The organism is Bradyrhizobium sp. P3_C3 (assembly GCF_056402655.1).
This window is the reverse complement of the sequence record NZ_JBFUGY010000017.1, coordinates 18,437-30,743: the sequence shown is the minus strand read 5'-3', so window position 1 is coordinate 30,743 and position 12,307 is coordinate 18,437. Positions and strand designations below refer to the sequence as shown.

Annotated in this window: 12 protein-coding genes; 2 read left to right on the top strand and 10 right to left on the bottom strand. The window is 64.5% G+C overall.

The genetic code is table 11. The features are described from left to right. Window positions 1-103 precede the first annotated feature (103 nt). Window positions 104-421 (top strand): ribbon-helix-helix domain-containing protein, encoded by a 318-nt coding sequence (locus tag AC1DW2_RS20435; protein ID WP_208073598.1) that lies wholly within the window; start codon window positions 104-106, stop codon window positions 419-421. Window positions 422-651: 230 nt separating this feature from the next. Here the strand turns inward: AC1DW2_RS20435 and AC1DW2_RS20430 are convergent, their stop codons facing one another. From AC1DW2_RS20430 to AC1DW2_RS20415, 4 genes are read right to left on the bottom strand one after another with little or no spacing between them, the layout of a single operon-like run. Beyond that, entirely contained in the window at window positions 652-2,220 is a 1,569-nt protein-coding gene (locus AC1DW2_RS20430; RefSeq protein WP_477007048.1) for a GMC family oxidoreductase, read from the bottom strand. Between the two features lie 29 nt (window positions 2,221-2,249). Then, complete coding sequence (locus AC1DW2_RS20425) at window positions 2,250-2,798, bottom strand: hypothetical protein (protein WP_063985596.1); 549 nt, start codon at window positions 2,796-2,798, stop codon at window positions 2,250-2,252. 45 nt (window positions 2,799-2,843) lie between these two features. Further along, window positions 2,844-3,239 (bottom strand): VOC family protein, encoded by a 396-nt coding sequence (locus tag AC1DW2_RS20420; protein ID WP_071909530.1) that lies wholly within the window; start codon window positions 3,237-3,239, stop codon window positions 2,844-2,846. Next, window positions 3,240-3,626: a c-type cytochrome gene (locus tag AC1DW2_RS20415; protein WP_081369413.1), complete on the bottom strand. Its 387-nt coding sequence runs from the start codon at window positions 3,624-3,626 to the stop codon at window positions 3,240-3,242. It lies immediately after the preceding gene. Window positions 3,627-3,821: 195 nt separating this feature from the next. Here AC1DW2_RS20415 and AC1DW2_RS20410 point away from each other — a divergent pair, with 195 nt between their 5' ends. Continuing rightward, window positions 3,822-4,235, top strand: a complete 414-nt coding sequence (locus AC1DW2_RS20410) for a hypothetical protein (RefSeq protein ID WP_245328492.1) — start codon at window positions 3,822-3,824, stop codon at window positions 4,233-4,235. Between the two features lie 69 nt (window positions 4,236-4,304). Here AC1DW2_RS20410 and arfB read toward each other — a convergent pair whose 3' ends face one another. The 6 genes from arfB to ileS form a co-directional block, all read right to left on the bottom strand. Further along, window positions 4,305-4,724, bottom strand: coding sequence for an alternative ribosome rescue aminoacyl-tRNA hydrolase ArfB (gene arfB, locus AC1DW2_RS20405; RefSeq protein ID WP_063985592.1), 420 nt, complete (start codon window positions 4,722-4,724; stop codon window positions 4,305-4,307). A 116-nt stretch (window positions 4,725-4,840) separates the two neighbouring features. Further along, window positions 4,841-6,208 (bottom strand): M16 family metallopeptidase, encoded by a 1,368-nt coding sequence (locus AC1DW2_RS20400; RefSeq protein WP_477007047.1) that lies wholly within the window; start codon window positions 6,206-6,208, stop codon window positions 4,841-4,843. After that, the gene (locus tag AC1DW2_RS20395; RefSeq protein ID WP_477007046.1) at window positions 6,205-7,599 is read right to left on the bottom strand and encodes a M16 family metallopeptidase; all 1,395 of its coding nucleotides are present in this window, start codon (window positions 7,597-7,599) and stop codon (window positions 6,205-6,207) included. Before AC1DW2_RS20395 ends, AC1DW2_RS20400 begins: the two co-directional genes overlap by 4 nt. A 204-nt stretch (window positions 7,600-7,803) precedes the next feature. Then, window positions 7,804-8,526, bottom strand: a complete 723-nt coding sequence (locus tag AC1DW2_RS20390; RefSeq protein WP_477007114.1) for a hypothetical protein — start codon at window positions 8,524-8,526, stop codon at window positions 7,804-7,806. 106 nt (window positions 8,527-8,632) lie between these two features. Continuing rightward, window positions 8,633-9,127: a signal peptidase II gene (gene lspA / locus AC1DW2_RS20385; RefSeq protein WP_071909533.1), complete on the bottom strand. Its 495-nt coding sequence runs from the start codon at window positions 9,125-9,127 to the stop codon at window positions 8,633-8,635. Between the two features lie 9 nt (window positions 9,128-9,136). Continuing rightward, window positions 9,137-12,136, bottom strand: coding sequence for an isoleucine--tRNA ligase (gene ileS, locus AC1DW2_RS20380; protein WP_477007045.1), 3,000 nt, complete (start codon window positions 12,134-12,136; stop codon window positions 9,137-9,139). Window positions 12,137-12,307 lie beyond the last annotated feature (171 nt).

The window sequence follows — 12,307 nt, the reverse complement described above, 5'->3', positions numbered from 1 at the left end:
GCGCAACCGGGACGGAGCGGTCGCCCTGCCTGCCGTCCTGATTGTGGGGGCACGGGCAGCGGTGTAGCATCGTGAAAAAATGGCAACAGGACGGGAGGACGCCATGTGCAATTTCTTCGCGCACCAGCCCCAACGCAACTACGAATCCCAGACCCGCTCGTTGCGGATCGGCGGGCACTGCACCTCGATCCGGCTGGAAATGGCGTTCTGGGACACGCTGGAGGAGATCGCGGCCAAGGAGAGCATGAGCGTCGGCAAGTTCCTGACGACGCTCTACAACGAGGTGCTCGACCATCACGGCGAGGTCAATAATTTCGCCTCGCTGCTGCGCTGCTCGTGCCTGATCTACCGCTCCCGGAGCATGGTGCCGGTGCAGGAGTTCAAGGCAACCGTCGCGCCGATCCTGGATGCGGCCGAGTAGCTATCCCGACAAAAGTGCGTAGCCCGGATGAAGCGAAGCGCAATCCGGGATTCAGCTCACCCGCGAGCACCCCGGATTGCGCTTCGCTCCATCCGGGCTACGATATTCTCTCCGCTGTCATCGCGAGGAGCTCTTGCGACGAAGCAATCCAGACCGTCACCGCGGCGGGATTCTGGATTGCTTCGCTTCGCTCGCAATGACGGGAGGAGGAAACGGTTTCCTTTGAACCCTCAAATCTCCTTTTTCTGCATCGCCCCCGCAATGTAATCCGCCTGGCGGATCGCGAGCGCGACGATGGTCAGCGTCGGATTGCAGGCCGCCCCGCTGGTGAACTGACTGCCATCCGAGACGAACAGATTCTTGACGTCGTGGCTCTGCCCGAACTTGTTGACCACGCCATCCCGCGGCTTGTCGCTCATCCTGTTGGTGCCGAGATTGTGCGTGCTCGGATAGGGCGGCGTCGGATAGGTCACGGTGGCGCCGACGGCGTCGTAGACCGCCGCACCCTGCTTGTAGGCATGTGCGCGCATCGCGAGGTCGTTGGGATGGTCGTCGAAATGCACGCTCGCGACCGCTTGGCCGAACTTGTCCTTGACGACGGGATCGAGCGTGATGCGGTTGGTCTCCTGCGGCATGTCCTCGCCGACCAGCCACATGCCGGCCATCCTGGGATAGCCGTCGAGCGCTGCGGTGAACGGACGGCCCCAGGCGCCGGGATTGAGGAACGCCGCCATGAACGGCAGGCCGATCGACAGCGTCTCCATCTCGTAGCCGCCGACGAAACCGCGCTTCGGATTGTTGGCGGACTCGTCACGGATGATGCCGGCCATGGTGGTGCCGCGATACATGTGCACCGACTTCTCGAACACGGCGTAGACGCTGCCGGTCATGTGCCGCATGTAGTTGCGGCCGACCTGGCCCGATGAATTGCCGAGGCCATCGGGGAACATGGTCGAGGCACTGTTCAGAAGCAGTCGCGGGCTCTCGATCGAGTTGCCGGCAACCGCGACGATGCGCGCCTTCTGGCGCTGCATCGCGCCACTCTCGTCGGCATAGACAACGCCGGTCACCTTGCCGGAGGCGTCGTGCTCGATCTTGACCGCCATGCTGCTCGGCCGCACTTCGAGATTGCCGGTCGCCTCGCCCTTGGGGATTTCGGTGTAGAGCGTCGACCATTTCGCGCCGGATTTGCAGCCCTGGAAGCAGAAGCCGATCTGCTGGCAGGCGCCGCGGCCGTCACGCGGCTGGCTGTTGATGGCCATATTGCCGGTATGCACGGTCTTGTAGCCGAGCTTCTTCGCACCGGCCTCCAGCACCTTGAAATTATTGTTGCCGGGAAGTCCGGGAATGCCGTTGGTACGGGTCACGCCCATCTTGTTCTCGGCCTTGGCGTACCATGGCTCGATCTCGGCGAGCGTCACCGGCCAGTCCAGCAGGTTCGCGCCGGGCAGGCCGCCGTAGGTGCTCTTCACCTTGAACTCATGCTCGTCGAAGCGCAGCGACGCGCCGGCCCAATGCGTGGTCGAGCCGCCGACCGCCTTGACGATCCAGGCGGGAAGGCCCGAGAAATCCTTGGCGACGCGCCATGTCCCCGACGTGGTGCGGGCATCGGTCCAGGCGAGCTGGGAAAAGCTCTCCCACTCGTCGTTGACGAAATCCTGGTTCTCGATGCGTGGGCCGGCTTCAAGGATGACCACCTTGACGCCCTTCTGCGCGAGCTCGTTGCCCAGCGTGCCGCCGCCGGCACCGGAGCCGACGATCACCACAACGCTGGAGTCGTTCAGATCGAATTTTGCCATATGCGTTCTCCTGAACCGTTGGGTGAGCCTTAAGCCTTCGGCAGCCAGTCGATGTCGGCAAAGCCGCGGTTGATGTAGCCGCCGTGCTCGGCGGAGGAGCCCTCGTAGCCGAAGCGCGGCCAGACCTCTTTCTGGTTGTAGAGCGACACGACGAGGTCGCCGCGCACCTTCTGGAAGAAGTCGCTCTGCTCGATCTCCGTCAGCAGCACCACGCGGTCGGCTTCCCATGGCACTTCGGCGTAAGCCACCTTGTGGCGATCCCGCGCGTTCTGATCGAGCCGCGTGATGCCGTCGCTGATCAGAGACTTGACGGCGGGGTCCTTGGCCGCCTTGCCGTCCCACGGCTTGATCGCGGTGATGTAGTAGCTGTCGCCGAGGACGTCGTGCGGATAGATGTCGCGCGCGACCTTCAACAGCGTCTTCATCGTTGCGGGCGAGAGCGTGCTGGCATCATCCGCCCAGGCATCCTCGATGCTGACGGCGACGCTGGTCGCGACAGCGACGACCGGAACGGCGGTCGCCGCGCCCTTGAGAAAGACGCGGCGGCTGTGCTTGCTTCGACGATCGACTTCTCTCATGGCATTCCTCCGTAGATTTTGTGATTTGGATTTTTGTGATTTTGATCAGCCGAAACGACCCCCTCGCTGGATCACCTCGATCTTGTAGCCATCGGGATCGCTGACGAAGAAGAAGCGCGCCAGCGTCTTGCCGTCGTGCTTGAAGTCGCGCAGCGGTCCCGGTGCGAGCTTCTCGCGCTCGAAGCGGGCATGTTCGGTATCGAGATCCTCGACCACCACGGCGATATGTCCGTAGCCGTCGCCGAGCTGGTACGGCTCCTTGCGATCGAAATTCACCGTCAGCTCGACCTCGAAAGGTGAGGAGGGATGACGCAGATAGATCAGGGCAAAGTCCGAAAATTTCAGATGGTCGGCGACATCCAAGCCGAAGGCGCGCTTGTAGAAGTCGAGCGAGCGGGCCTCGTCGAGCACGCGGATCATGGAATGAACGGGCTTTGCCATTCAGTTCAGCTCCTTCAGGTAGGTGATGATGGCGGCGCGCGTCTCCGGCTTCGCCTGCCGGTAGACCATGGTCACGCCGGGAATGACGGCTTGCGGATTGCTCAGCCAGGCGTCGAGCCTGGTCTCGTCCCAGGCGAAGTCCGCTTTCGACAGCGCCTCCGAGTATCTAAAACCTTCGGTCTTGCCGGCGGGACGGCCGACGACCTTCACCAGCGCGGGGCCTTGCCGCGCCGGTTCTGACAGGCTTGTCGTGTGGCACACCGCGCATTGCTGCTTGAACAGCGTCGCGCCATCCGGCGGCTTGGCGGCCGGCAGGGGCATTTGCGCATCGGCAACCCGCGTCACCAGCACCATCGCGGTGCACAATCCAAGCACGACTGCGCGCATCGCCAAGAATCCGCCCATCCACATCAACGTGCGCAAACTCTAGGCGGCGTCAAAGATGCGGTGGTAGTAGCGGGCTGTTTCGATGCGCGCGGAGACACTGGTGGCCGCGTGTGTTCCGCAATGCCTTATATGCGGAGCACAATTCCGCGAAACCGCCGTCAAATCCCTAAACGATCACCACACCATGCGCATTGCATGACGACCGCGCCGCTTGAACTCTCTACGCGATGCAATGACCCGGTGCAGGTGAGCGGCGCAGGATGCAGCCGAGCCATTCGTCGCGGAAAAATCCAGGAGAAATGGATGAAGTTGGTGAAGACCTCGATGATCGCATGCGCTCTGTCGGCTCTCATTGCGACGCCGGTTCTCGCGCAAGGCGCGCCACCCGCCAAGACGGGCGGCGCCGTGCAAGGCAAATCGATGCAGGGCAGCACAATGGGCAGCGGGGATGAGGAGATGAATGCTCAGCCGGGCGCGGCGGGCGAGAAGACGGGCATGAAGTCGACCAAAGGCACCAGGGGCACGGTCGGCACCACCGGTAGCGCTGCGCATAAGGGAACCGCCGACGATTCCGCGACGGGCGGTGCAGCCCCGGCCAAGCGTTACTAGTCCCGCCGGGTGAAGCAAGCAGACTCCGGTCGCCCTGCGGCCGGAGTTTTTTTGACTGGGTCTGCTTTGCTAATCGTCGAAGCGGCCGCCGCCGCGCCCTGCCTTGATGTCGCTGCGGCGCTTCTTGCCGTCGAGCCGGCGCTGCTTGGAGCCAAAGGTCGGCCGTGTCGCGCGCCGCGGCTTCGGCCGTATCATCGCCTCGGTCAGGATCTCGGTGAGCCGGTCGATGGCGTCCTGGCGATTGCGCTCCTGGGTGCGGAAGCGCTGGGCGTGGATCACGATCACGCCGTCCTTGGTCATGCGCTGGCCGGCGATGCGGGCGAGCCGGATCACCGCATCCTCCGGCAAGGTCAGCTTGCGCGTGTCGAAGCGCAGCTGGGCCGAGGTCGAGACCTTGTTGACGTTCTGCCCGCCCGGGCCGGAGGCGCGGACAAAGCCGATCTCGATGTCGTCCTCGTCGATGACGAGATCGCGGGATATCCGCAGCATGATGGCACCATTCGTGATGTCCGGACATATCGCGGACGTCCACGTTCGGCAATGGCGCATCCTGGAAACGCAAATGGCCGGGCGAGCTCGGCCATTTCAGGAAATGTCAGGGGACGTCAGTTCGACTTCGTCGCGGGTGCCGCGGCCGGTTGCGCGGCCGCCTGTGGGGCGCGGCCGACGACGACGGTCAGGAGGCCCTGGCCCCAGAGGCGCTTGGCGGCGGCCTTGGCGTCGTCCAGTGTCACCGCATCGACGATGGCGTTGCGCTTCTCGATATAGTCGATCGGCAGCTTGTCCTGCTGGTATTGCAGCAGCGCCTGCGCGAGCTTCGAGGAGGTATCCAGCGCCAGCATCTGCGAGCCCTTGAGGTAAGACTTGGCTTCGTCGAGCTCCTTCTGCGTCGGGCCCTCCTCGGYGATGCGGCGGACTTCCTTGTCGATGGCGTCGATGGTGTCGCCGGCCCGGTCGGCGCGGGTGCCGGTGTTGCCGATGAAGACCGCTGAATGCTCCATCCAGAGCAGCGATTCGAACACGGAATAAGCCAGCCCGCGCTTCTCGCGCACCTCGCGATAGAGCCGGGAGGACAATCCGCCGCCGCCCAGGATGTGGTTGACGACGTAGGCGGCCATGAAGTTCGGATCGTTGCGCTTCACGCCGGGGCCGCCGAAGGTGATCACGGTCTGCGGCACGTCGAGCGGCACGAAGGCGCGCTGCGGCGGTTTTGCCGCCTCGACGTCAGCGACCGGCGTGAGATTGGCTTTTGCGGGCAGGCTACCAAAAGTGTGGTCGAGCAGCTTGCCGAGGGTGGCCGGATCGACGTCACCGACCACCGCGATCTTCAGCCCGTCCTTCGCAATCACGCGGCCGACATAATCCTTCATGTCGGCGACCGTGATGGTCGGCACGCTGTCCAGCGTGCCATTGGTCTGCCGGCCATAGGGATGGTCGCCGAACGCGACCTCCAGGAATTTACGGCTCGCCAGCGACGACGGATTGGTGGTTTCGCGGCGCAGGCCCGAGCTCACCTGTGAGCGGATGCGCTCGACGTCGGCGGTGTCGAAATGCGGCGAGGTCAGCGCGCTCCTGAGCAGGTCGAAGGCCTCGTCCTTGTTGTCGCGCAGCATCCGCAGGCTGCCGCGGAACGTATCGCGGGTCGCGCTGAAGGAGAGCTCGATGGCGCGGCGGTCGAGCCGCTCATGGAAGGTCTTGGAGTCGAGATCGCCGGAGCCTTCGTCGAGGAGATCGCCGACCAGATTGGCGACGCCGGACTTGTCCTTGGGATCCTGCGCCGAGCCGCCGGCAAAGGAATATTCCATGGCGATCAGCGGCACGGTCGCATCCTGTACGAACCAGGCTTCGATGCCGCCCGGCGAAGTCAGGTGCTGGATCTTTGCAGCCGCCTGTGACGGCGACACCGTAGCCAGCGCGAGCGCCGCACCGGTGGCAAGCGAGAATGCAACGCGTCGAAGGAAGGGATAGGTCACGAACGCTTCTCCTCGCGCTTGGCGGCACTGGTGTCCTTGATCAGATAGCCCGTCACCGAGCGCTTCTTCTCGAGCCATTTCTGCGCGACGGTGCGAACCTGCTCGGCGGTGACCGCGCGAATGCGGTCGGGCCAGCTCCTGATGTCCTCGATCGAAAGGCCCGTGGTCAGTGCGCCGCCATACCAGCGCGCCAGCACCGCCTGGTTGTCCTGGGCGTAGATCGCTTCCGCAATGAGCTGGGTCTTGACCCGTTCGAGGTCCTCGGCGCGGATCGGGTTCTGTGCGATGTCGGCGATGACGCCGTCGACCACTTGCTCGACATCGGCAAAGCTGACGCCCGGTTTCGGCGAGGCCGAGATCGCGAACTGGGTCGGGTCGAGCGAGATGCTCGAATAGCTGGCGCTGGCGGACACCGCGAGCGGCTTGTCGACCACGAGCGCGCGGTAGAGATAGGAATTGCTGCCGCTGCCCATCAGCTGCGCCAGCACGTCGAGGGCGGCGCTTTCACCGGCGGCGGCGGTCGTCGCCGACGGTACGAGATAGTAGCGGCGCAGGCTCGGCTGCTCGACGCGCGGGTCGGCCAGCGTGACCGTGCGCGGCGCCGCCGGCTCCGGCTCCTGCGGACGGATGCGGCGCTCGGGGATCGCGGGCTGGGCCGGAATGGAGCCGAAATTCCGCTCGACCAGCGGGCGGATGTCGGCGGCTTCCACGTCGCCGGCGATCACGAGGATCGCATTGTTCGGCGCGTAGAAGCGGCGGTAGAAGGCGAGCGCATCCTCGCGGTCGAGCTTCTCGATCTCCTGGTGCCAGCCGATCACCGGCCGGCCGTAGGGATGATTGAGATAGAGCGCGGCCATGATCTGCTCGTTGAGCCGCGCGTCCGGATTGTTGGCGACCCGCATGTTGTACTCTTCGAGCACGACGTCGCGCTCGGGCAGCACGTTCTCGTCCTTGAGGATCAGGCCGGTCATGCGATCGGCCTCGAACTCCATCATGGTCGGCAGCTGCTCTTTCGGCACGCGCTGGTAGTAGTTGGTGTAGTCGACCGAGGTCGAGGCGTTCTCGTTGCCGCCGACGCGGAGCACGGTCTGGGAGAATTCGCCGACCGGATGCTTCGAGGTGCCCTTGAACATCAGATGTTCGAGGAAGTGCGCGAGCCCGGACTTGCCCGGCGTCTCGTCGGCCGAGCCGACCTTGTACCAGATCATCTCCGTGACCACGGGCGTGCGGTGGTCCGGGATCACCACGACCTGCATGCCGTTGCCGAGCGTGAAGCTGGCGGGCGGAGCCGATGTCACCGTGGTCTGGGCGAGGGCGGCGCCGGTTGAGAGGACACTCGTCGAAAGCAGCGCGGCAAGGAGGCAGGCGGCCGATCGGTAAGAGGACATCATAATCCTTATGAAAAGGCCGAACCCGGATGTCCGGCTCGGAGGCACGGCATGCTACACCGTGCGGCTGAGGCTTCGCGTCACGAAGCAGAGAACTCAACGCGGTGGCAAGTTACTGATAAGCAATATGCAGACTGCGTCCGGCGTGCGTAAGCCGCCGGTGCCAGGATGCGCCTGTCAGGATGTCGCGGTGGGGCAGGAGCGCTATTATTCCTTTTCCTTGCCCGACATGATGTCGAAATAGGTCCGGCGCGACTTGTCCGGCCCGGCGCCATAGGCGTAGTTCGGGGACGGCGTCTGGTAGCCCGGCGGCGGCTCGACCAGCGACGAGCGCGGCGGCTCGCTGGTGAATTTCTTCTCTTCGGAGCTGTTGCCGCCCTTCATCATGTTCCACAGACCGCCGGCGTAGCCGAGTTCGGCGGGACTGAGCGACGGGTTGCCGTTGGTGCCCGGCTGGATCGGATCGTTGCTGGTGCGGGGGGCTGCGGCGACCTCGCCGGCCTTCATCTCGGCGGGCGTCAGCGGTTGGGCCGCCTGCCAGTTCTCCGTCGCCTTGGTCGCCTTCTTGCGCGCTGCGATGGCTTCCTTGCGGCGCTTCTCTTCGGGGTCCTTCGGCCAGTTCGGAGCATTCTTGGCCTGGGTTGCCGGAGGCGGCAGGTCGAGCTTGGGCGGCACGACGAGCGGCGAGCGCTCGCGGTATTCGATGCCGGGCTTTTCCATGCTCTTGGCACCGATGCCGGACATCAGATTGTCGATGATCTTCTCTTCGAAGGTCATCCCGTCATCATCATCGTCGTCGTCACCGGCACGGACCGGGCCTGCCGACATGACGAGGCCGATGCCGAGCATGACAGCGGACAATTTCAACGCCCGCCAGAACCCTGCTTTGGGGTCTCGAACCATCGAACCGCTGGTCTCGGAGCTGCGCATCACTGTACCTGTTCCATATTGTGGCAGATTGCTGCACTTTGCCGCTCGCACGCGGCCAATCCTCGCAAAAAGCAGGGTTCCACCTGCCGGTCCGTATCGGCCGGGATCAGGGCGCTTTTGCGGCGGGTACCCCCAGGAAGGAATCATACAATAGCGCCGCCACCCCGACAACGATGGCCACGTCCGCGAGGTTAAACACATACCAATTATAGGTATTTCCGGCGATCTCGATGTGGAACAGGGCGAAATCGACCACCGCGCCGTAGGCGAAGCGGTCGATGCCGTTGCCGATCGCGCCGCCGATGATCAGCCCGAGTGCGACCGTGGCGAGCAGGGTGTGCGAGCGGGCCATCCAGATCGCCAGGGCGACCACGGCGACGACCTTGACCGCCATCAGCGCGATCTGCGCCGACTGGCCGTCGTTCTGGAGCCAGCCGAAGCTGATCCCGATGTTCCAGGCCAGCACCAGGTCGAAGAACGGCATCACCTTCACCACGCCACGGCGGGCAAGGTCGAACACGTTCAGGAGCCACAGCTTTGAGGCCTGGTCGGCCACCAGCGTGACCACGGCCGCGAGGATGCCGGCGCGAAGCGGGGTCATGGCCGGGGATTAGACCCCCACCCCCAGCGCCTTCCATTCGCGCAGCGCCTGGGCGTCGCGCGGGGTGACGTCGGGGTATTCAGGGTCTTCACCGACCGTCGGCGAGATCTTCCAGGAGCGGGCGCATTTGGTGCCGACCGCCTTCTCGACGACGACCGCGACGCCGGGCACCGCATCGAGACGGAACGCGCCCGCCGGTGCTTCGCCCTCACGCACCTCGTAGTTCGAGGTGATGCAGACCTCGGCGAGATCGGTGTCGAACAGCGTCGCCAGCATGTCGCGGTCGGCGACATAGATCACCGGTGAGGCCTCGAGCGACGAGCCGATGTTCTTGGCGGCGCGCTCAAGCTCCAGCGCGCCGGTGACGACGCGGCGGACGTTGCGGATCGTCTCCCATTTCGCGGCGAGCTTGTCGTCGCGGAGCGTCTCGATGCCTTCGGGAAACAGGGTCAGATGGACGGAAGGCTCCGCGTTCGGCCGGAACATGCGCCAGGCTTCCTCGGTCGTGAAGCTCAGGATCGGCGCAAGCCATTTCAGGAGCGCATCGCACACCAGGTCGATCGTGGTGAGCGCGGCCTTGCGCGCCGCCGAGGACGGCGGGTCGCAATAGAGCGTGTCCTTGCGGATATCGAAGTAGAACGCCGACAGCTCGGAGTTCATGAAGGCCGCGAGGCTCGCGACGACGGTCTTGTAGTCGAAGGCCGCATAGGCCTTGCGAACGGTCTCGGCATGGCCGGCCAATTCGTGCAGCATCAGCCGCTCGAGCTCGGGCATCTCGGCATAGGCGACCTTCTCGCTCGCCTTGAAGTGATGCAGCGTACCGAGCATCCAGCGGATCGAGTTGCGCAGCTTGCGATAGGTCTCGATGGTGTTCTTCAGGATCTCCGGGCCGATGCGCTGGTCGTCGGCATAGTCGGTGGCGCAGACCCACAGGCGCAGGATGTCCGCGCCCGAATCCTTGATCACCTTCTGCGGCTCGACGGTGTTGCCGAGCGACTTCGACATCTTGCGGCCGTTCTCGTCGAGCGTGAAGCCGTGGGTCAGCACGACGTCGTAGGGCGCGCGGCCCCGCGTGCCTGCGCTTTCCAGCAGCGAGGAATGAAACCAGCCGCGATGCTGGTCGCTGCCTTCGAGATACATCACGGTATCGTTGCCGCCGTCGATCTTGCGGACGATGTTGCCGAGCTGCGGGAAGTTCTGCCGGTCCTCGAGCACGAAGGCGTGCGTGGAGCCTGAATCGAACCAGACGTCGCAGATATCGTCGACCTTCTTCCAGTCCTCGCTCGCGCGGGACCCGAGGAAGCGCTCGCGGGCGCCGTCCATGTACCAGGCGTCGGCGCCTTCCTCCATGAAGGCTTCGGCGATACGCTGGTTGACGATCTCGTCCTGCAGGATCTCGGCCGAGCCGTCGCTCTTCTCGCGCACGAACACGGCGATCGGCACGCCCCAGGCGCGCTGGCGCGAGATCACCCAGTCCGGACGGTTGGCGATCATGCCGTTGATGCGGTTCTCGCCCGACGGCGGCACCCATTGCGTGACCGAGATCGCGTGCAGCGCGCGGGCGCGCAGCGTGTCGCCCTTCTTCGCATGGCCGTCATCGCTGATGTCCTTGTCCATCGCGATGAACCATTGCGGCGTGTTGCGGAAGATCACCGGCTTCTTCGAGCGCCAGGAGTGCGGATATTGATGCTTGAGGCGGCCGCGCGCGAGCAGCTTGCCGCCCTCGATCAGCGCCTTGATCACGGCCTCGTTGGCATCGCCCTTCTCGCCCTTGTCGTTGAGCACGCGCTTGCCGGTGAAGCCGGGGGCCTGCGCGGTGTAGGCGCCGTTCTCGTCGACGGTGTAGGGGATCGCGGTCGGGATGCCGCGCGCATCGAGCTCGCGGGTGTTGGCCGTCCAGACGTCGAAGTCCTCGCGGCCGTGGCTCGGCGCGGTGTGCACGAAGCCGGTACCGGTGTCGTCGGTGACATGCTCGCCGGCGAGCAACGGCACGATGAACTCGTAACCGCCGTCGAACCCGCGCAGGGGATGGGCGCATTCCACGGCGTCCAGCGTGTCGCCGGGAATGTCGCGCACCTTCTCGTAAGACGTGACGCGCGCCTGCTTGAACACTTCTGCGGCGAGCGCATCGGCCAGGATCAGGAGATCGCCGGTCTTGGCCCAGTTGTCGGCGGGCGCATCCGTCACCTTATAAAGGCCGTAGGCGATCTTCGGCGAGAACGAGATCGCGCGGTTGCCGGGCAGCGTCCAAGGCGTGGTGGTCCAGATCACGACGGAAGCACTGGCAAGTGCGCCATGCGCCGGTGACGTGACGGGAAACTTCACCCACACCATGTCGGAGGTGTAGTCCTCGTACTCGACCTCGGCTTCCGCAAGCGCGGTCTTCTCGACCACGCTCCACATCACCGGCTTGGAGCCGCGATACAGCGTGCCGTTGGCCGCGAACTTCATCAGCTCGCGGGCGATCTGCGCTTCGGCCGGATAGCTCATCGTCTGATAGGGATGATCCCAGTCGCCGATGATGCCGAGCCGCTTGAACTCCTCGCGCTGCACGTTGATCCAGTGCGTCGCATAGGCGCGGCATTCCTTGCGGAACGCCACCATCGCGGCGGAGTCGCGGAAATCGGGCTTCTGCTTGCCCTTCTTGCGGTAGTTCTCCTCCTCGATCTTCCATTCGATCGGCAGGCCGTGGCAGTCCCAGCCCGGCACGTAATTGGAGTCGAAGCCGAGCATCTGCTGGCTCTTGGTCACGACGTCCTTGAGGATCTTGTTCAGCGCGTGCCCGATATGGATGTTGCCGTTGGCGTAGGGCGGGCCGTCATGCAGCACGAATTTGGCGCGGCCCTGGGCTTCCCGGCGCAGCTTGTCGTAGAGGCCGATGTCGTTCCAATACTTCAGCAGTTCCGGCTCGCGCTGTGGCAGGCCGGCGCGCATCGGGAAATCCGTCTGCGGCAAATAAAGGGTCTTGGAATAGTCTTTGGCGTCGGACTTTTGCGGCTTTTCGGACATGGGGCTGACTGGCTCGGAAGGGCGCGGAAACGGATAGCGACTGGAATCGCGGGGTGAAACGACGAAATCCCGGTCTTGCGCCGAGCCTTCAGGCTCAGGCGGAAGCCGGGCCGCTAATCCCTATGATGCACCGCGCAAACATGGGCTCTCCATAGCAGGGGGCCAAGGGAA